Annotated in this window: 2 protein-coding genes (1 of these 2 cut by a window edge); one reads left to right on the forward strand and one right to left on the reverse strand. The window is 49.7% G+C overall.

Going from position 1 to position 24,153, the window contains the following annotated elements; genetic code table 11:
• On the forward strand, positions 1-301 hold the final stretch of the coding sequence (locus ACEN8J_RS21910; RefSeq protein WP_029514649.1) for an alpha/beta hydrolase. The gene continues 734 nt to the left of window position 1, outside the view; the window shows 301 of its 1,035 coding nt (coding positions 735-1,035); the start codon falls outside the window, past its left edge; it ends in the stop codon at positions 299-301.
• A 109-nt stretch (positions 302-410) separates the two neighbouring features.
• Here ACEN8J_RS21910 and ACEN8J_RS21915 read toward each other — a convergent pair whose 3' ends face one another.
• A complete protein-coding gene (locus tag ACEN8J_RS21915; protein ID WP_495593972.1) occupies positions 411-24,140 on the reverse strand; it encodes a non-ribosomal peptide synthase/polyketide synthase in 23,730 nt (7,909 codons plus the stop codon).
• Positions 24,141-24,153 lie beyond the last annotated feature (13 nt).

The raw sequence follows: 24,153 nt of genomic DNA on the forward strand, positions 1-24,153 counted from the left end.
TGCCATACGGGGACAGCATCTGGGCAACCTCCCTGTACGTGTAATTGCCCGGGGCGTTCAACAAGATTTGACTCAGTTCGGTATTAGTAAGCGCGGAAATGATCAGATCGAACAAAGCTGGCAAATGGGACAGCGCGAGATGCTTAACATCTCTACAAACAGCAAATTTATTGTTGCCAAGAAGAGCGAGCATATGATCATCCATGATCAACCGGAGCTTGTCATCCAGGTCATCCGTGAACTCATCACCGACACCAGTCATTTTCAGTCAACCATGTCTAAAGCATACACAGATGATTAGGGACTTTATATGTTAAGGACAGCATAAAAAAACAAAAGACGCCCGAGTTCCTTCTATATAAAGGAATCCGGGCGTCTTTGCTACCCTACACTATTCTCGTTGATTGATCTTAGGACAGAATAGGCTTGTTTTTAGATGAGGCTTCTGCAATTTTACCAAGTATTTGTTTCAGTACTTTAGCATTTTCCCCGACAAAACCGGAATCAAGCAGCACATCATGCGTTCCGATGACTTCGTATTCTTTGTATTGACCATGCGTCGCCTTTTGCCATAACAATTTATCTAATGATGTATCCGGACCAATACTATCATCCTCTGCAATCAGAGCATGGATATTCGCATGAACTTCACCTGCGTTAATAAGCTCATCGCGGTAGGTGGAGTAAACCAACATTTTGTCCATGACTCGCTCCCTGTCGGCTGGATCGGCGAGGAATACTTTGTACTGCTCCCTAATGCTATCCAGCACCGTCTCGACAATCTCTTCAAGCTCCTCAGGTGTCGATTCATCCTTGGACATCTTTCTCATAGCATCTACCATAATAATGTCACCAACATGGTAGCCTCGGCTTTCCATAGCTTTAGCTACCTCGAAGGCGAGATTTCCTCCAAGTGAGTATCCAAGGAATACATATGGGCCCTCGGCTTGAATGTTCACGATGGCATCGATGTATCGATCCAGCATATCTTGGCCCTGGAAACGATCGCCGATAAATTCCATCCCGTACACCTCGCAAAGCCCATCCAGCTCCTTGGCCATCTCATAGTACCCCAGAGAGTGACCTACCCGAGGAGGGAAGCAAAATACTTTAAGCGTTCCTTTCCCTGGGAAGTGGATAATTTCCATTTCTTGTTCGTCGGCAGTAGTTGTTGCCTGCAGCTTGAAAATTTCATGCGCCATTTCTTCCACAGTTGGCAGATTAAACACGGCCTGGAGTGGGAGATGGACGCCCATATTAGACGAGATCCTTTGGATCAAGCCCAATACTTTCAGGGAATGGCCCCCAAGGTCAAAGAAATGATCTCTGATCCCGATTTCCTGTACGCCGAGCACCTCGGACCAAATCTGAGCGAGCTCTACTTCTGTCTGCGTACGTGGCGCGATATACTCCGCTGTGCTCCGCAGAAGGGTTTCTGGTGCCGGTAGCGCTTTGCGATCCAATTTGCCATTCGGATTCAGCGGCATTTGTGCGAGCTGTACGAAAGCAGACGGAATCATATAGCTTGGCAGCTCGCTGCCCAGTGCTTCGCGTAATACGCCCGCTGCGAGCCCTTCCTCGGCCACAAAGTATGCGCAAAGCTGAGTACTTCCGCTGGAGTCAGCCAGTGCTAGAACAACCGCTTCCTGCACCGATGGCACCCTCAGAATTTGTGCCTCCACTTCTCCCAGCTCAATGCGGTAACCCCGGATTTTTACCTGGTGATCGATCCGTCCCAAATACTCAATATTCCCGTCTGGCAGCCATCGGGCCAAATCGCCCGTTCGGTAAATCCGTGCTCCCGGTTTGTACGGGTGAGGAATGAACTTCTCTGCCGTCAGGTCCGGCTGGTTGAAATACCCCCGCGCTACCCCTTCGCCTGCAATGCAGAGTTCTCCCGGTACCCCCACAGGTGATACCTGAGAAGCGCTGTCCATCATCCATACTTGGACGTTAGCGTACGGTTTGCCGATCGGCACATGCGTTAGAGCCGCAGTCTCAGGGCTAGTTGTATATCGGGTCGCATATACGGCCGCTTCGGTAGGACCATAGATATTCTCCAGTACTGCGTGTGGAGATACTTTATAGTACTCTTCTACAAGTTTGGCAGGCAGCGTCTCGCCGCAGGCAAACAGGTATTTCAGAGTAAGGAATCCTTGGGTGCCGCTTTCTTTCAAGTATTGAACGAGCACACTGAGCATCGATGGCACCAAATTAAGATGCGTGATTCGGTTCGTATCCACAGCCTCCAGCAGTGCCATCGGGTCTTTGTCCACGCCTTGTGGCAGGATCACGAGAGTCCCCTGTCCAAAGAACCAGCAGAACAGCTCTGGCACAGAGAAGTCAAAGGTGAATGTCGTTTTGAGCAGGAAACGGTCGCCTGCCAACATCGGATATTCAGCTTCCAGCTGACTCAGCGTATGGACGGCAGAGCGGTGTTCAATCATTACACCTTTCGGCTTGCCGGTTGAACCTGACGTGTAAATGATATACGCCAGATGCTCCGGCCCCGCAATTGGCTCCAGATTCGAGCTATCCTCATGGTACGCCTGCGGATCATCAAGTGCCAGGATCGTGCCAGTGAACGGGAACCGATCTTTAAGATGGTTCTTCGTCAGCAGAAGCTTCGCCCCCGAATCCTCCAGCATGTGGCGAATACGGTCTTCTGGGAACTCCGGATCAATCGGTACATAGGCCCCACCAGCTTTTAGAATGGCATGGATACCAATGATCATCTCAAGCGAGCGCTCGACCATGATGCCAACTGGTTGGTCCGGTCTGACCCCTTGGGCACGCAGTGTACGTGCAAGACGGTTCGCCTGCTGATGAAGTTCTCCATAGGTAAGCTTCGTTTCTCCGTAAACAAGTGCTGTACGATCCGGTGTGAGCGCAGCTTTTTCCTCAAATATGCCGTGGAGGGTCTGCTCACGCGGATAAGGAGCTACTGTATCTCCCCACACCTCTATTATTTGTGATTTCTCTTCTGGCGTGATCAGTTCCAGCTCATCAATACGGATAGCAGGTTGTACAGATACGCTTGTCAGAATTCTCGTCAAGTGTCCTTGAATCCGTTCCACGCTCTCCCGGTTATAGACGCGAGCATTATATCGATACAAGAACTCCAGACTACGTCCCGGCAGCACAATAAGGTTAAAATCATAATTCGTCTGTTCAAACATCTGAACATCTGTAATTTTGTATTCAGCCTCTTCACTGGCAATTTTCTCTTCCAGATGCTCTTCTACCGGGTAATTTTCGAACACCATAATATGAGAAATCAAATCTTGCTTTTGTTCGCTCTGTGCTTGAATCTCATAGAGCGGATAGGAATCATAAGCATGTCCTGCCAAATATAATTCCTGCTGTCTTTTCATCACATGGGAGAACGTATCGCTTCCCTCGGCCTGAACCCGAACTGGAACTGTATTAATGAAGAGACCGATCATGCTTTCGATACCCGGAATCTCGGCAGGTCTTCCCGATACCACACTTCCGAAGACGATATCCTGGCTTCTATTGTAGCGCTGCAGCACGATTCCCCAGGCTGCTTGCATCAGCGTATTCATTGTCACCTGATGTTGTTTGGCCACCTGTTCCAGGCGATCGGTCAGTTCCGCATCCAACGTGAATACCAGCTTCTCCGACACATAGGCCTCTGCTTTTGCCGATGGCTGTGTGATGGCTTGTGGCAGCTTCGTCTGCTGCTCGTAGCCTTTCAGGTACCCTCTCCAGTAAGAGGATGCCTCTTCCTCGCCTTGTTTCTCCAACCATTGAATGTACTGGCTGTACGATGCTGCTACAGGAAGCTCAGGTTCCCTTTGCTCACGTAGAGCTCCGTATGTTTCAAACACTTCCTGGAGCACAAGTGGCATACACCAGCCATCCAAAATGATGTGATGAGAGCTCCACAACAGATGGTAATGCTCTTTTGCAGTACGTAGAATAGCAACACGCAGCAAGGCTTCATTCGCAAGATCAAAGCCTCTTGCTTTGTCTTGGGCAACATAAGCTGCAAGACGCGCTTCTATTTCAGCGGAATCCAGCTCATGCAAATCCTCGTATACGAAATCGCATGCTCTTTCTTTGAACACAATCTGTATAGGGAAATCGCCCCATCCAGCATGGAAATTCGTTCTCAATATGGCATGCCGTTTCATCAGTTGCTGTAAGCTGCGTTTGAAAACCTCAGGATAGAACACTCCCTGAATTTCAAATGTGGCCTGCTCAAAGTAGACCTCTGAATGAGCCTCCAGCAAGCTGTGGAACAACATCCCCTTTTGCATCGGCGTCAGTTTATACATATTCTCAATACTACCGATATGCCGTGTCTGCTCTTCTAACTCCTCAATCTTTTCCAAGCTGATATCTTTGAGGAGTACATCGCTTGGTGTTAGTTCTGTTCTTTCCTTACTTACGCAATGTCCAATGACTTCACTAAGACAGTTCTTCAGAATGCCAACAAACTTAGCCACGGACTCCCCGTGGAACTGATGATGGTTATAGCTGACCGAGAGTTGAAGCTGCCCTTCGGCAATCAGTCCATTAATGTTCAATGCCTGATGCTGCACCATCTGCTCACTGACCTCAGGTCCTACGGAGTAAGGCGATACTTCCATCGTCCCTCCTGCAAGATCCTGATCGAACTGACCCAAGTAGTTGAACGTAATCTCCGGTTCAGCCGAGAAGGAGGAGGTATCGGGACTGTCGCTTAAATATTTCAAAATCCCATATCCGACACCTTTGTTCGGGATACGACGCAAGCCTTCCTTTACATGCTTGATTCTGGCCCCGATCTCCAATTCCCCGTCCATCTCAAGGGCGACAGGGTATTGACTTGTAAACCAGCCTATTGTGCGAGTAATATCCAGTTCCGGTACAACAGGCTCCCGCCCATGTCCCTCCAGAAGGATGCCTACACGTTCGATTCCCGTCCACTCGTGAACAGCCATACCAAGGGCTGTCAGGAGCAGATCGTTGACCTCCGTATTGTAAGTACGGTTCGCTTCTTTCAGGAACTGCTCTGTCTCTTCTGGTGACCATCTGACCGTGATAGCCTCGCTATCCTTGATGAGAAGTGCGCCATCTACCTTGTCTTTGGGAAGAGGGACAAAGCCATCTCCTTCTACCTCTGCCCAATAGCTGAGTTCTTGTTCAGCCGCCGGGCTGTTAGCAAATTGTGTGATTCCCTCAACCCATGCACGGTACGAATCCGTCTTCTGCGGAAGCTTGACTGCTTCTCCACGTGCTGCCTGCTCGTAGCCTTCCTGCAGGTCCTCAAAGAGGATACGCCAGGATACGCCATCCACAGCCAGATGATGAATAACGATCAACAGATGTTCGCCTTCCGCACAGCGGAACAGACCCAGTCTAAAGAGAGGTCCATCCTCCAGAGAGATGCTGCGCTGAATGGCTTCCGCACCCGCTTCTATTGCTGAAGCCGGGTCTGTCTCATCCCGCAGGTCGTGGATTTGGAGGCTATAGAGTTCACCCTCACCTACGCTCCGGTTCCAGGCCTCCAATCCCTGCTCTCCTTGGCGGAACACCAGTCGTAAAGCATCATGATGCTCTGCAATTGTCCGAACAACCTCGGCGAGCGCATCGGTATTGAAGCCATCCCGTCGGTACAACATGACCGACTGATTAAAGTGATGCAGATCCATTGACTGTTCATCGAAGAATCTGTGCTGAGCAGGTCCCAGTCTTACCGATCCGTGTACCTCGCTTTGGTCCGCAATTCGGCTGACCACACTAACGCGCTGCGCCAACTCTGCAATTGTCGGATAACCGAACAAATCCTTCATTTCAAGCTTGTAGCCTGCTTGAAGAAGCCTTGAGGATACTTGAATGGATTTGATCGAGTCACCTCCAAGTTCAAAGAAATTATCATGAATGCCGACAAGCGGCACGCCAAGTACACCTTGCCAGATTGAAGCCAAAATGTTCTCCACATCCGTCCGCGGAGCGGTAAAGTCTGCTCCCGCCTTTATACCCGAGTTCGGTTCAGGCAGTGCCTTGCGATCCAGTTTGCCATTCGGTGTCAGAGGCATCACGTCCAGTTGTACGAAGTAAGACGGAATCATATATGCAGGCAGTCCGGCAGACAGTTCGTTTCTCAGCTCGCTGACAGACATTTCGCGATCCGCTACAAAGTAAGCACACAGAGACTTCTGTCCATTGGCGTCTGCCCACGCAACAACGAGAGCTTCCTCGACAAGGGGCATATCCAGCAACTTGGCCTCAATCTCACCAAGCTCAATACGATAGCCCCGTATTTTGACTTGATGGTCAATACGCCCAATGTACTCAATGTCTCCATTAGGAAGGCGACGAGCCAAATCTCCGGTGCGATACATATTTCCTTCCGCAGCGAACGGATTCCTAATGAATTTTTCTGCGGTAAGATCCGGACGGTTCAGGTATCCACGGGCTACTCCGTCCCCGGCGATGTACATTTCGCCCTCCACACCTAACGGTACGAGACGAAGCTGTTCATCCAGGATATGAATGTATATATTGTCTGACGGCAAACCAATCGGTACGGATTCCCGTGTATCCTTCGCAGGATCGTACAGGTGAATCATGCAGCCGACGACCGTTTCGGTTGGTCCATATTCATTGTAGATTTTGATATTGCCACCAAAGAGGTCGGTAATCGTTTTTGACAAATGTGTGGTCAGATTCTCTCCACCCACAATAAGCTGCTGAATGCGACTCTCTACCGGGATGGTCATATCTTTAATCAGACTGAGATGCGTCGGCGTCAGCTTGAGAATATCCACCGCATTTTCGCGCAAAATATGCTGAACAACCTCCGCTTTATCTATACCATCATAAATCCGTACTATTCCTCCATTTATTAACGGAGTAAACATTGATGTCATCGTCAAGTCAAACGAAATGGACGAATACAGCGGGAAGTCCGTTGGTTGCCCTGCACAATAGACTTTATTGGCCCACCAGATGTAGTTCACGATTCCTTTATGGTTAATCATGGTTCCCTTCGGATTTCCTGTTGTACCCGAAGTATAGATTAGATACACCAAATCGTTTCCTCTCACAGGAATATTAGGATTATTCACTCCAGCTCCGTAGATGTGCGGGGCATCCAATTCCATAACCATTCCCTCAAAGGCCGCTAGTTTCGTCAGGTGGCTCTGTGTGAGCAGAATCTCAGCGCCAGAGTCCTTCAGAATATACTGAATCCGCTCCTGCGGATATTCAGGATCAATCGGTACATAGGCTCCGCCCGCTTTGAGTACCCCCATGATGGCAACCAGCAGTTCCACTGACCGATCCGCCAACAGCCCCACTACTTGTTCACTCCGTAGTCCTTGGGCTATCAAGGTGGAAGCTAGTCTGTTCGCCTGCTCGTTCAGCTCCCGATATGTGATCTGGATGTCGCCGCTTATTGCCGCGATCTTATCCGGCGTACGGGCCACCTGTTCCTCAAACAAGGTATGCAGGCCCTGATCACTTGGGTAGACATGAGCCTTGCCACCCCAGTCAAGCAGGTTTGTCCGTTCCTCAGATGTTACAATCTCCAGTTCCTGTATCGTCGCTTGCGGATGAGTAGCTACCTGATCGAGCATTTGCAATAAATGTCCTCCGATTCGCACAATGCTTTCTTGCTCGTAGACCGAAGCATTGTAGCGAATGCAGACCTTAATGTCTTCGCCTGGAATCACAACCAGGTTAAAGTCATAGTTGGTTTGTTCAAACATGGTGAAGTTGGCAACTTCGAGATTGTCCTCCGTTTGATTACCCGATTGCTCCACCTGTTCGTCGAGCGGGTAATTTTCAAAGATCATAATATGAGAAATCAGGTCCTGCTTTTGGGTTGTTTTCCCCTGAATCTCATACAGTGGATAGGTATCGTAGACACGACCAGCCAATGATTGTGCCTGTGTACGTTTCATTACCTCGACGAAAGCCTCGTCTTTGGATGACTGTACACGGATAGGTACTGTATTAATAAACAGACCCACCATATTCTCGATCCCTGCAATCTCAGCCGGTCTACCCGACACAACGCCGCCGAAAACGACATCCGAGCTGGCATTATAACGTTGAAGAATCAGTCCCCAAGCTGTCTGCATGAGTGTGTTGACGGTCACGTGATTGCGCTTCGCGACAACATCCATTTTACCGGTCAAAGATGCACCCAGATGGAGAACATGCTCTTTTAGGACATAGCCCGCTTCTTTGGCTTGAGATTTCGTTTTACCTTCCGGCAATACGGTATTCCCGTCATAATCTTCGAGATATTGGCTCCAATATGTTGAAGCTTCTTGATCATCCTGTGCATCAAGCCACTCGATATAACGGCTATAGGGCTGAGCTGGCGGCAGGACAGGCTGTAATTGCTGTTTCTTGGCAGAATAATAATCGAACAGCTCCTGTGTAATGATCGGGATACACCAGCCATCCATAACAATATGGTGGAAGCTCCACAATACAAGACAGCTTTGATCCTTCTGCAAGACGGTCACTCGCATCAGCGGATCATCTGACAAGCTGAACCCCTTAACCATATCTTCAGCAATATAAGCCTTGATCCGGGCTTCTTGTTCCTGCATAGATGCGTCGCGCAAATCTACGTAGTGCAGAGGGATTAACCGTTGCTTAAAGACAACTTGCAGCGGTACATCCGCAATGTTGTTGTAAAAGCCGGTACGTAGTATGGCATGTCGTTGCACCAAAGCCTGGAAGCTCTCGAAGAAGATATCTACATCGAAGCTGCCACGCATCTCAAACGTTGCCTGTTCGAAGTATGAAGAGGAATCCGGCTCCAGCAGGCTGTGAAACAGCATGCCCTTCTGCATTGCCGTCAGCTTGTACACATCCTCAATCTCTCCGATATGAGCCGTCTGCGCCGTAAGTCGATCAAGCTGCTCCAATGTTAATCCTTGGAACAGAACATCACTAGGTGTAAGCTGTGAACACTCCTGAGCTACACAATGCCGGATGACCTCACTAAGGCTTGACTGTAATAATTCAGCAAAATGACTCACCGTCTCGTTACGATACTGCCTGTTGCTGTACGTAATCGTCAGTGATAGCTGTCCTTCAGCAATCATGCCATTCACATCCAGAGCATATTGCTGTGGTGTGAGATCGCTGAGCGCCTTACCGACTGAATGTGTAGACAAGCTAAGAGCATTCCCCTCCAAATCCTGGTCAAACTGTCCAAGGTAGTTGAAGGAAACTTCTGGTTCTACGCTGAATCGAGTGTCTTTTTCCGGTGCCATATATTTCAGCAGACCGTAGCCGATACCTTTGTGCGGAACCTCTCGCAAATTCTCCTTGATGCGCTTGATCCGGGTAGATACTTCCTGCCCATCTTGCAGGTTCAGCAGAACAGGGTACTGAGTTGTGAACCAGCCCACGGTACGGGTAATATCCAGATCTGGTATGATCATTTCCCGTCCATGTCCTTCAAGGTTAACCAGAACCTGCTCCATGCCTGTCCAGCGCTGAATAGCTGCTCCCAGAGCAGTCAAGAGTAAATCATTCGTCTCCGTATGATAAGCCCGGTTTGCTTGTCGCAACAGCAGCTCTGTTTCTTCAGCAGACCACGTTACCGTAACCGACTCGGTATCCCGAACGGTGCCTGGCTCCTGATCCTTATCCTTGGGCAGTGGAGCCAGAAGCGTCTCCTCAATCTGCTGCCAGTATGAACGCTCCTCGTCCAGGGCAGGACCTGCTGCATACTTCGCCGCTTGCTCGGACCATACAAGATACGAATCGGTCTTTTGCGGAAGAACAATCGTTTGTCCATTCAACGCCTGCTCGTATCCTGTTGCAATGTCTTCAAACAGGATGCGCCAGGACACACCGTCAACCAAGAGGTGATGAATGACAATCAACAAATGATCGCCATCTTCACAATGGAACAGGCCTAGCTTGAACAGTGGGCCACCTTCCAAGTCAAAGCTTGCCTGAATGGCATTGGCTTGGGCCTGAACCGCAGCTGTCTGGTCTTCCGCCTGCCGCATATCAGCAATGTCCAATGTGTAGAGCTCGCCTTCATCCGTTCCCCGATTCCAAGCTGCGTATCCAGCTTCTGTAGGCCGGAAAACCATGCGCAGCGCGTCATGATGGATCGCAATTTGGTCCATTGTCAATCGGAGTGCAGCCTCATCAAAGCCGTCTTTCCGATAGAGCATGACGGCATGATTATAATGGTGCGGCTCCGCTGTATGGCGTTCAAAGAACCAGCGCTGAATTGGCATTAACTCTGCTGCACCTTTAATTTCGCCCTGTTCCGCTGTACGTCCGGCTGCCTGAAGATACGGGCTGAGCTCGGCAATTGTCGGATATTTGAAGAGATCCTTCATCTCTAATTTATATCCAGCTTGGAACAATCTCGAGGACACTTGAATCGCCTTGATGGAGTCACCACCCAGGTCGAAGAAATGATCGTGGATGCCGACCTGCTGTGCTCCCAGCACACCTTGCCATACGGAAGCCAAAGCTTCCTCAGCCTTCGTCCTTGGCGGTTCATAAACCGCTCCAGTCTGCACATTGGCCTCCGGAGCCGGAAGCGCTTTGCGATCCAGTTTGCCATTTGGTGTCAAAGGCAGCTGTTCCAATTGCATAAAGTAAGATGGAATCATATAAGCCGGCAGTTCGGCAGCCAAGGCTTTTCTCAACTCTCCTACCGTCAGCATCTGATCGGCTGTGAAATAGCCGACAAGCACTTTTTGTCCACTTCCATCCTCTTGGGCGAGCACAACGGCCTCTCTTACAGACGGAGCATGGAGCAGCTTCGCTTCCACTTCGCCTAGCTCAATACGGTAACCACGGATTTTTACCTGATGGTCAATCCGTCCCAAATACTCCATGCTGCCATCCGGCAACCAGCGTGCCAAGTCACCCGAGCGGTACATACGCTCGCCTGCTTCGAACGGATGAGCGACAAACTTCTCTTCCGTCAATTCCGGTCGGTTCAGATAACCTCGCGCCAGACCTACGCCCGCCACATAGAGTTCACCTGGAATGCCAATCGGCTGTGGACGGCGTTGTTCATCCAAAATGTACGCTCGCAGCGTCGGAATCGTGGTGCCGATATTGCTGCGGCCCTGTTCAATTTCCAACTCTGTAATTTCCTTGTAGGTTACATGCACGGTCGTTTCGGTAATGCCGTACATGTTAATGAGCTGCACTTGCGGATACTTCGTTCTCCAGTCCTTGAGCAGGGCCGGAGCTAATGCCTCTCCACCGAAGATAATCATACGGAGGCTCAGTTCTGCCGCCTGATGACCGAGCTCTTCCTGTAGCAACTGGTAGAAGTAAGTCGGTGTCTGGTTCAAAACGGTGACCTTCTGATCCTTAAGCAATTGTAAGAAACGATCTGGACTCTTCGCGGTAAGCGATGGAACGATGACCAACCGTCCTCCGTTCAGCAATGCTCCGTACATTTCCCATACAGAGAAGTCAAAACAGAATGAATGGAACAGTGTCCACGTATCCTGAGGACCAAAGTCAAACATATTTTTATCATTAAAGAGCAAGCGAACTACATTTTTATGCTCAATCAGTGTTCCCTTTGGCTTGCCTGTCGTACCCGATGTGTAGATGACGTAGGCAAGATTCCCCGGTCCGGCTGCAGACTCCAGGTTTGAGACATCCTCCTTGTAGGAAGCCGTTTTGTCCAGACTTACGATATCCCCGGCGAAGGAGACCCGTTGCTCCAGATGCGCTTGTGTCAGCAGTAGCTTGGCTCCTGAATCCTCAAGCATAAAGCGAATGCGGTCTTCTGGATATTCAGGATCTACAGGGACATAGGCCCCGCCTGCTTTCAAGATGGCTAAAATTCCGACCACCATTTCAAGGGAACGATCCGCCATGATTCCAGCCAAACCGTCTGGTTGCAAACCACGTTCCCTCAGCGTTCGGGCAAGTCCATTGGCCCGCTCGTTCAGCTCGATGTAGGACAGGGTTGCATCTTCACATACGACTGCCACTGCATTCGGAGTACGTGCGGCCTGCTCCTCGAACAGCGCATGGATCGTCTTGTCACGAGGATAATCTGCCTTGGCTTCGTCCGGCGCTTTCATCAGCCTTGATTTTTCCTGAGGTGTCACGATATCAAGGGATGACAACGGCAGTGCCGGATTGGCGATGGCTTCCCGAATAAGCTGTACAAAGTGGCCTGCCATCCGATCAGCAGTCTCTTGCTTGTAGATCGCAGTCGCATACTCAAGCGTGCAGTTCAATGCCCCGTCTGCTTCTTCACTCACGGTCAACGTAAGATCGAACTTGGCAGCCGGATGTACATTATCGTAAGGAGTGAAGCGCAATCCTTCTATTTCTTGTTCTCCCTGATCGATATTTTGCAGGACAAACATGGTATCAAATAGTGGGTTACGGCTCAAATCACGCTGAAGCTCCAGCTTTTCTACCAGCTCCTCGAACGGGTAATCCTGGTTTTCATAGGCCCGCAGCGCTGTTTCCCTCACTTCCTGCAGATAAGCCTCGAAAGGCTTCTCTCCTTCTGGATAAGTACGAAGTGCCACTGTGCCGACGAACATACCGATGAGGCCTTCGAGTGTCGCATGGGATCTTCCTGCCACAGGTGAACCGACGATGACATCTTCCTGACCTGTGTACTTGTGCAAGAGCGCTGTATAGGCTGCCAGCAGTACCATGAACAGAGTGGAACCCGTTCGGGTAGCCAGCTCCTGAAGTGAAGCACTCAGAGAAGAATCAATTTGGAAGTCGATTCGATCGCCCGCAAAGCTTCGCACCGCAGGACGAACTTCATCTCCTGGCAAATCCAGCACTGGCAAGCTTCCGCGGAAAGCATCCAGCCAGTAAGCCTCCTGGGCCTTAAGACGCTCGCTTCCGAGCTGCTCTTGCTGCCATACCGCATAGTCTGTGTACTGGATCTGTAGCTCAGGAAGTACGTCCTCCTCTTGGTAGAAGCGGAGAAACTCTTCTATGAGAATATTCATAGAAACCCCATCTGAGACAATATGGTGCATGTCAAACAATAGTAAATGGCGCTCATGTGCAATTCGAATAAGGCCGACCCGCAGCAATGGAGCTACACCCAGATCAAAAGGACGGACGAACTGCTGAAGGGTAGCTCCTGCCTCTTCCTCGCTCAACTCCGCATATTCCACAGCAAACGGAACATCCGTCAGGAGCTGCTGTACAGGTTCACCGTTCACGGTCACAAAACGAGTACGCAGCGAACCATGACGATGAATCAGACGACGGAATGCCTGCTCTAGTCGTTCCCGATCCAAAGCTCCCTCAACGGTAAGAATACCTGGCATATTGTAGCTCAGCTCTCCACCTTCCAGCTGACTTAGAATAAACAGTCGTTTTTGGGCAGAGGACAATGGATAATGCTCTCTCGCTCCCGCTGTAGGAATTTCTTCGAAATTCAGCGGTGTATAGCCCTCAATAGCACGGGCCAATCCTTCAATAGTAGGAGACTCGAACACTGCTCTCAGACTAATCTCTCGATTCATTTCCTTGCGAATTCGTGAGACTAGCAGGGCTGCACGCAGTGAATGACCTCCAAAATGGAAGAAATTATCCTTCACTCCCGCATTCTCTACACCTAGCACCTCTTGCCAGATTTGGGCTAATTGCATTTCTACAGGTGTCTTTGGAGCCTCAGATGAAGCAACTGCCCATCCACGCTCGCCCTGCAGCGCTTTTCGATCGATTTTTCCGTTCGACGTCAGAGGCATATCGTCCATTTGTATGAAGCGGGAAGGGATCATATATCCAGGTAACATCTCCGACAGGACGGCCCGAAGTTCGGATACCTCAAGTTTCTGAGCGGCTACGAAGTAAGCGACTAGATCTTTGTAGCCATCATTGCCCTCTACAGCCATGGCCACGACTTCCTGAACGGACGGCACTCTGAGCATTTGTGCTTCTACCTCGCCTAGCTCGATACGGTAGCCGCGGATTTTGACTTGGTGATCTATTCGACCTAAGTACTCGATGGTTCCATTCGGTAACCAGCGAACCAAGTCACCCGTCCGATACATACGCTCTCCTGGAGCAAATGGATTGTCCACAAACTTCTCGTCCATTAACTCAGGCTGGTTATGATACCCCCGCGCTAACCCGATACCCGAAATGCATAGCTCTCCAGCTACACCGACAGGTTGCAATCTAAAATGGTCATCCAAGATGTACACACTATGGTTAGCAATAGGTCGTCCAATAGATACAATATCCGTTGCTCCCTCACTGTCCGGGACAGACCAGATTGTGGTGCATACGGAGTCCTCTGTTGGGCCATAGCCATTAGAGTAACGTACATGCTTCCTCCACTCTTCGATCAACTCGATCGATGCGGCCGATCCAGCGGTTAGCAAGCACCGCAGTGTTGGCAAACGCTCTGGATCAAGGTGGATAGCGTAAGCGGGTGGCAAAGTCGCTACCGTAATCCCCTTATCGTTCATGAACTGCTCGAACAGGGCATGATCTAAAATATCTTGTGGAGAAGGGATGCACAGAACAGCCCCGTGGCTCAGCGCCGTTAAAATTTCCGAAACCGATGCATCAAACGACAGGCTTGCAAACTGAACGATCCGATCCTGCGGTGTAACTTCGAAGTGTGTCCCGTATACGTCCGAAAGATTGGGTAGTCCCCGATGCTCGACTAATACGCCCTTAGGCTGACCCGTCGTACCTGAAGTGTAGATCACGTAAGCCAGATCATCCGGGCCGGCAGTAGCCTCCAAATTCGAGGTGTCGGCATCATAGGTCGATGATTCATCCAGCAGCAAAACATTTTCCGTCCATCCGAGATGCTCCAAGAGATGGGCCTGTGTAAGGATCAGCTTCGCCCCGGAATCTTCAAGCATGTAACTGATTCGTTCTTTCGGATACTCTGGATCGATTGGAACATAGGCACCCCCGGCTTTCATAATGCCGTAGATCGCAACGATCATTTCGAGCGACCGTGCAGCAATCAGTCCCACCAGATCTCCCGTCTTGATTCCCTGAGTACGGAGCCTTCTCGCCAGTCCATTGGCTTTTGCATTGAGCTCGGCGTAGGTCAGCATCTCGTCCCCAAACAAAAGGGCAGTCGCGTCTGGCGTTCGTCCCGCCTGTTCCTCCAACAGCCCGTGGAACGTGTTACATTGCTCGTAAATGCCTGGTGTATTTCCCCATACGTTCAGAATCTGTTCTTTCTCCTGCGGCGTGACTAATTCTAGAGCATCCACGGAAATTGCAGGATTCTCCACAATTTGTTCCATCAGGTGGAACAAGTGGCCCTTGATTTGCTCGATCGTGGCTGGATCATAGACGAGCGCATTGTATTGGAACAACAATCTCATCTCTTTGCCCGGTAGAACAATTAAGTTAAAATCGTAATTCGTTTGTTCAAGAAGCTCCGCTTCCTCAATCTCAAAGGCAGCCTCGCCACCACCCAGACGCTCTACTTCCTCTTCCACAGGATAATTCTCAAACACCATAATATGAGAGATGAGATCCTGCTTCTGATCCGTCTGAGCCTGAATTTCAAACAACGGGTAGGTGTCATACATATGAGAAGCCATATATTGTTCCTGCTGCTGCTTCATCAGAACCGTGAAGGGGAGATTCTCCTCTGTCTTCACACGAACAGGAATCGTATTGATGAACAAACCAATCATCCGATCAATGCCCGGAATTTCTGCTGGTCTGCCTGATACTACACTTCCGTACACGACATCCCGGCTACCGTTATAGCGTTGAAGTGCAATGCCCCAGAGGGACTGCAGCAATATGTTCATCGTGACATGAGCATCCCTGGCCACCTTTTCAAGGCGCTCAGTTAATTCCTTGCTGAGAGGATAATTCAGCTTTTCTGCTACATAGCCTTCTCCCTTACTTGCTCCACCGACTTGAGGTAAAAGCGTCTGCTGCTCGTAACCGGCCAGATATCGGCTCCAATAGTTGGACGCAGCTGCTTCATCCTGCTGTTCCAGCCATTCGATATATCGACTGTACGGATGAACCTCTGCCAGCTGCGGCTCTCTTCCTTCCAGAAGGGCAAAATAGTGTTCAAATACCTCCTGCGTAATTAACGGAACACACCACCCATCCATGACGATGTGGTGAAAGCTCCATAAGAGACGGAAGCTCTCTTCATCTGTTTGTAAAATCGATACACGAAGAAGCTCGTCTTCAGCCAGGTTAAAGCCCCGTGCTTTGTCCTTAGCACCAAATGTCTTCAGGTAAGCCTCACGCTGCGATGCATTCATCTCCCGCAGGTCTTCGTACACCAATTTAGCGCCTCTGTGCCGAAATACAACCTGCAAAGGCTCGCTGCCCCATCCGCTGTAAAAGTTCGTGCGCAGGATGGCATGACGCTCCACCACTGCATCCAGACTGTGTCCGAAGGCGTTCGGATCAAAGCTACCTTTAAAGTCAAAAGCAGCCTGCTCAAAATAAGCGCCTGTACGCGGCTCAAACATATCATGGAACAGCATGCCCTTCTGCATCGGCGTCAGACTATATACATTCTCAATATCGCCAATGTGGCTCGTTTGCTTAGAAAGCTCCTCCAGGTCGGCAATGCTTAGACCTTTCGCAAGCACGTCGCTTGGTGTCAATACGGTTTTTTCTTGGGTTACGCAATGCTGAAGAAGCTCCCGCAGGCTTTCTTCAATATATCCAGCGAGCTGTTCCATCGTAGATGACTTATACTGTTTTCCGTTATAAGTAATCGTCAGAGTCAGGGCTCCGTCCGTCACCATGCCATTGATATCTAGCGTATAGGCCGGTTCCTCCAACAAGCTTTGCGCGCTTCCGGTCGGATAAGGAGAGATCTGCAATGAGCTTCCTTGCAAATCCTGATCAAATTGCCCCAGATAGTTAAAAGAAATCTCAGGTTGCAAGCTGAAGCTATCTTCATCCAACTGACTTGCCACCGTTTTGAGCAACCCGTAGCCAATACCTTTGTTCGGAATTCGGCGCAACCCTTCTTTCACAGACTTGATCAAGGAGGCCACTTCCGAGTTATCCCCCAAGTCTAAAATCACCGGATATTGACTTGTAAACCAGCCGACGGTACGGGTGATGTCGATATTCGGTATAATCGGCTCACGACCGTGCCCTTCCAGATTCACAGCAACCTTTTCGATCCCAGACCACTTGGATATCGCCATGCCTAGAGCAGTCAATAGCAGATCATTCGTCTCTGTTTGATAAGCACGGTGGGCCTTTCTCAACAATTGGTCGGTTTCTTCTATAGTCCATTGTGCTGTTACTACTTTGCTATCCTGTAAAAGAAGGCTTTCCACAGCCTCATCCTTCGGCAACTGTTCGAGTGGCTGATCCTCCAGCTCTCTCCAATACGCCCGATGAGTCTCCATTTCAGGGCCTTCCGAATAACGAGCAAGGGCGTCACCCCAGTCACGGAAGGAATCCGTCTTCTGCGGGAGTGTCAGTGCTTGGCCTTGAATCACCTGCTCATAGCCTGCTGCGATGTCCTCGAACAAAATCCGCCAGGATACTCCGTCCACCACCAAATGGTGGATCACGATCAGAAGGTGGTCTCCATCCTGACAATGGAAAAGTCCTAACTTCAGCAGCGGGCCTTCTGCCAGATGGATACTGCGCTGAATGTCATCCGACAGCGATGCAATGGCTGCAGTCGGATCGGATTCACTCCGTAAATCAACGGTGAACAGGCTATAAAGCTCTCCTTCTTCAAGATCACGATTCCAAGCTTCGTAGCCATGCTCTGTCTGACGGAAAACCATACGAAGGGCGTCATGATGCTCAGCAAGTTTTCTCAGCACCTGATGCAAGGCCTTTTCCTCAAATCCCTGTTCACGATACAGCATAACCGCTTGATTGAAGTGATGAGGCTCTGCCTGCTTCCGGCCAAAGAACCACTGTTGGACTGGAGTCAAGCGAGTCGCTCCACGCACAACTCCCTGTTCAGCCATGTGCACAGCCGTCTGTATTTCCGCGCCTAGCTCGGCAATGGTTGGCGATTTGAACAGTTGCTTCATCTCTAACCGATAGCCGGCCTGCAGTAACCGTGACGACACCTGAATGGCCTTGATGGAATCTCCACCCAATTCAAAGAAATTGTCATGGATACCCACCTGTTCGGCACCCAGCACCCCTTGCCAGACAGACGCCAAAGCTTCTTCGGCCGGTGTACGAGGAGCTGTATACTTCCGTCCTGTATGCGCACCTACTTGCGGAGCCGGCAGAGACCTGCGGTCCACTTTTCCGTTTGACGTTAATGGCATACGATCCATCTGAATAAAATAGGATGGAATCATATAGCCCGGAAGCACCTGCGATAGGGAAAGACGTACTTCGCCTGCCGTGAGCGTACGATCCGCCACATAATAAGCGCAAAGCTGCTTCTCTCCAAGCTCATCCGCGCGAACGACCACTACAGCGTCGATTACTGACTCCACCTTGGCCAGTTGGGCCTCGATTTCAGGGAGTTCGATGCGGTAACCACGTATTTTGACCTGCTCATCAATTCTTCCTTTAAACTCCAAATTCCCATCTGGAAGCCAGCGCACCAAATCCCCAGTTCTGTAGCAGGGTTCTCCGTCCTTCACAGGACTAGGGACAAATTTCTCTGCTGTGAGATCAGGACGATTGAGATATCCGCGCGCTACACCTTCACCGCCGACAATGAGTTCACCCCAAGCACCAATAGGCTGTAATTGCAGCGATCCATTGACCACATAAGCGGTCGAATTACTAATTGGGCGACCAATCGGTACGACCCCTTCGGCACGACCTGGAATCTCGTAGGTGGTGGAGAAGGTCGTATTCTCTGTCGGACCATAGCAATTGATAGGGACAAGATCAGGATTAGCCTCGATTACACGATTCATATGAGATATGGACAGTACGTCACCGCCGACTAGTAATGCTTTGAGCCCTCTGAACAGGTACTCATCCTGCAGGGAAAGCTGATTGAAAAGCGGTGAAGTAAGCCACAATGTCGTAATCCCGTACTTGGCAATAGCTGCTTTGAGCCTATCGGCAATCAGAATGTCGTCATTCTCTACGAAATAGAGCTGTCCACCGTTAAGCAAAGCTCCCCATATCTCGAATGTAGAAGCATCAAAGGCCACTGCTCCCGTTTGCAAAATCCGCGTAGATTCATTCAGCTCCACATAGTTGGTCTCTTTGACCAGACGAACCACGTTCCGGTGTTCAACCATAACGCCCTTCGGTCTACCCGTCGTACCCGATGTATAGATGACATAAGCAAGCCCCTGCGATCCTTGGGCAGTCTCCGGCTGGGCAGGTTCAGCTGCATAAGCCTCTTCACTGCTAAGATCGACAATCGGTATACCGTAGTCTACATTTATAAGCTCGCTCTTTTGCACCAATAATAGCTTGGCGTCGGAATCATTAAGCATATAACGCACCCGATCTTCCGGGTAATCAGGATCAATAGGCACATAGGCTCCACCCGCTTGAAGCACCGCGAGCATACCAATGACCATTTCGATGCTTCGTCCGCCCATCACGGCCACAGGCTGCTCCCTTAACGTTCCCAAACGACGCAGTGTTTGGGCCAATCGGCTCGCCTTGTCTTCCAATTCAAGGTACGTTAGCTGGACATCTCCAAATACAAGCGCCGTTTGCTCTGGTGTACGCTTGACTTGTTCTGCGAACAGCTCATGAATGGTCTTGTCCCTTGGATAAGGAGCCGATGTCGCGTTAAATACTTCAACGATCTGTACTTTTTCCTCCGGTGTGATCATTTCTATCTCGGCCAGTTGCAACTGGGGATTGGCCGAGACTGCGTGCAGAATCCGGAGCAAGTGCGTTGCAAGTCGCTCTACACTTTCACGGCGATATAAAGCCGTACTATACTCGAGGCCAAAGGCTAATTTTGAGCCCTTCTCCTCTACATTGAGGGACAGATCAAATTTGGCTGTGACGGTGTCCATCAAGTAAGGAGTAAAGTGCACTCCGTCCATTTCCTGCTCTTCCTGCTCGGTATTTTGTAATACCAATAGGGTGTCAAAGAGCGGATTGCGGCTGGCATCACGTCCTACGCCCAGCTTTTCGACCAATTTTTCAAAAGGGTAATCCTGATGCTCAAACGCCTTGAGCGCTGTTTCCTTGATTTCCAGAAGATAATCCTGAAAGGTTTTATCTCCTGCCGGGTAGCTGCGCAAGGCCAGTGTGTTGACAAACATTCCGATGATACCCTCAAGCTCAGCCTGCGGCCTTCCGGCTACTGGAGAACCTACGACGATGTCCTCCTGTCCTGTATATTTGTGCAGTAGTACCGAATAAGCGGCCAGCAATACCATATACAGTGTAGTACCTGTACGGGACGCAAGCTCTTGTATTGCCTTATTTCCAGACTCATCCAATGTAAAATCAATTCGACTACCCTCGAAGCTCCGAACCGAAGGTCGTTGGAAGTCTGTAGGCAGATCCAATACTGGCAACTCTCCTTCAAAGGCTTGCAGCCAATATTTCTCAAGATCTTGCCATTGGTTCTCTGACTGTTCCCGTTGCCATACGGCATAATCCTTGTACTGGATGTGCAGCTCTGGTAGCTGTTCTCCTTGATACAAATGAGTAAGTTCCTCTATCAATATTTGAATAGAAACCCCATCTGAAATGATGTGATGCATATCAAACAGCAACAGATGACGCTCCTCCTGGAGCTTCACCAAGCTAACACGCAGTAATGGAGCCTGACTCAGATCAAAGGCACGAATAAAGCTGTGAATGAGCGTATCCGTCTCCTCCACCGAAGCCTCTGTGTAGTTCAACACGAACGGCACATTCCTATGCACACGCTGAACAAGCTCTCCATCCTGCATATAAAAGCCGGTTCTCAGGGATTCATGGCGCTGGATCAGTGCCTGGAACGCAGACTCCAGCCGCGTGCGATCCAACGGTCCATCCACCGTGAAGACCCCTGGCATATTGTAGCTGAGCTCTCCCCCATCCATCTGTCTCAGCACGTATAACCGCTTTTGCGCTGAGGACACTGGGTAAGCTTCGCTTTCCGCCGCCTGTGGGATGGATTCGTACATGGTTGGAATGTGTTTCTTCACAAGTTGCGCCAAGGATTCGACTGTAGGTGACTGAAACACCTCACGCAGCGAAATGCTACATCCCAATTCTTTGTGAATCCGTGAAACGAGCACGGTTGCCCGCAAGGAGTGACCCCCAATTTCAAAGAAATTATCCCTGACACCAACGCGGGTAACACCCAAGATATCTTGCCAAATGAGTACCATCTGAGCTTCCACAGCAGTTCTCGGAGCCAAATAAGCCTCGCCGGATTGTACGCTGCTTTCAGGAGCCGGCAACGCACGGCGATCCAGTTTGCCATTTGGCGTAAGCGGCATTTGCTCCAGCCGGACAAAATAAGAAGGAATCATGTAAGCTGGGAGTTCCGCCGCCAGCTGAGACCGCAATTCCCCCGGCGAAAGGTCACTGGAGGCTACATAGTAGGCGCACAGCAATTTTTGGCCCTGTTCGTCTTCCCGTGCGAGGACAATCGTTTCCCGTACGTTCGGAGCCTTGAGAATTTGGGCTTCTACCTCGCCAAGCTCAATTCGATAGCCGCGAATTTTGACCTGATGGTCGATCCGCCCCAAATATTCAATATTGCCATCAGGCAACCAACGAGCAAGATCCCCCGTTCGGTACAGCCGCTCTCCCGCCCGATACGGATGTTCAACGAATTTCTCAGACGTCAAATCCGGCCGATTCAAATACCCACGGGCAAGACCGTCCCCCGCAATGTATAGCTCTCCCGGAACCCCAACAGGCTGCAAGCGTCTTTGCTCATCGAGAATGTAAGCGCTAAGTGTGGGGATCGTTCTGCCAATATTGCTTTTCCCCGCTTCAATCTCATGTTCCGTGATTTCCTTGTAGGTGACATGGACCGTTGTTTCCGTAATTCCGTACATATTAATCAGCTGCACATCAGGATACTTGACCCGCCAGTTTCTCAGAAGAGATGGACTTAAAGCCTCTCCACCAAAAATGATTTTTCTAAGGCCAAGCTCTGTCGAAGAGTGCGTTAGTTCTTCCTGTAGCACCTGATAAAAATACGTCGGCGTCTGATTTAAAATGGTGACTTGGTTATCTTTCAACAACTCCAGGAAAGCTGCTGGGCTTTTGGCTGTGAGAGATGGAACAATCACCAATTTCCCTCCATAAAGAAGCGCTCCGTACATCTCCCAAACGGAGAAATCGAAGCAGAACGAATGGAATAGCGTCCACGTATCCTGAGAGGTGAAATCAAATAAATTTTTATCGTTAAAGAGCAGTCGAACTACATTTTTGTGCTCAATCAGCGTGCCCTTCGGCTTGCCGGTTGTACCCGACGTGTAGATGACATAGGCCAGATGGTTTGGTCCCGAAATGCTCTCCAGATTGGAGGCATCTCCTGTATACGTTACAGAATCGTCCAGACTCACAAGCTTTCCGTCAAAAGTGGTACTCTCCCACAGATGACTTTGGGTGAGCAACAGACGGACACCTGAATCCTCCAGCATATAATGGATACGCTCTTCCGGATAATCGGGGTCAATCGGTACATAGGCACCCCCTGCTTTCAAAATGGCCAACATCCCGATGACCATCTCCAAGGAACGGTCAGCCATAATCCCTACGAGCGTATCTGCCCCTACTCCCTCGGAGCGCAAATATCTCGCAAGCTGGTTAGCCTGCTCGTTTAGAGCTAGGTATGTAATGCTCTGCTCGTCCATCTGAACGGCTACGTGATCTGGCGTGCGCTCGGCTTGTTCTTCGAATAAGCCATGGATGGTCTTCTCACGTGGATAATCGACTGCAGCGCCTTCCGAAAGAGCCAAAATGGATTGCTCTTCGGGTTCGCCCAATAAGTTTACCTCTGCGATAGAAAGCTGAGGTGAATGAATGATCTGCTCGGCGATCGTAAGCAACTGGGAAACCATGTCCTTAACTTCGCTGCGTTCAAACAGCTCCGTCCGATAATCGACATCCAGTACCAGTTCGCCTTCATCCAGGATCTCTACGATATGAAGTACGAAATCGTTCACTTCATCCCCGCAGAAATCATAATCTGTCAAAATACGCACATCATCCAAATCAACCCAATTGATAAGACGATATTCCATTGAAACGCCAAAAAGCCGCTGAATATCCTTGTTGCCATGCATTTCTCTAAGATCCTGAATTAACTGATTGTATGGATATTTCTGATGCCGCAGGATTGACATCTGATCTCTGGCTACATCCTGCACGAAGCTCAGCACATCCATATCCTTTTCGACGTATGTTCTGGCAGCAGCGGTGCTGACGAACATACCTATCTTTTGCTTCTCTTTTTTGTTCCCCCGGTTAGCGAACGAAGTTCCAATCACCACATCCGGCTGATTCGTCATTTTGTGTATGTAGATATACATCGCACCCATGAAGAACTGGAACAAGGAAATTCTGTTCTGTTGGCAAAATGCCTGCAGCTCGTGATACAGCACTTCTGGTACAGTAAAATGCTCCCGAACAGCGTGGGTGCTTAAAGACAATGGATTATATGACTTCCAACCCGTAAGCTCAGGCAAATCAGAAAATTTATCCAGCCAGTATGCCTTATCTTTCTGGTATCTGTCAGAAAGTTCGTATGCATTCTCATCTGCAATATATTCAATATACGAGCAATCGTCGCCCAGCTTCGGCTCATTTCCTTGAATTAACTCCATGTAAAACGCTGTTAGCTGATTGCCATAGACCACCATTGATATTCCGTCAGAAATAATATGGTGCATCTTGATATTAATCCAATACTCTTCCTCGCTAATCTTCACAATTAAAAACTGGAAGAGTTCAGAATCCAGCAGGGGCAAGGGTTTGCTTTTGTGTTGCTCAAGTAAGGCTTCCACTTCAGATATACTTTCATAGTGGGAAAGATCCAGGCACTCCAACTGTCTTTCTTCATAAGGAACGACATACTGTTGAGGCACTCCATCCACTGAGGTAATACGAATACGGAACGCATCATACTGTTTGATAATCAAATTAATAGACTGCATGAAGGCAGCGATATGGATATGCCCCTTCATCTTAGCTGTACCGGAAAGCTGTGACACTGACGTATCTGGGTAGAGTAATTCGGTATACCATATACGCTTCTGCGCATTTGTTAAATCATATAACTGCATGTCATTCATCTCATTCACTCCT

This window comes from Paenibacillus sp. Paensp38, from assembly GCF_059491915.1.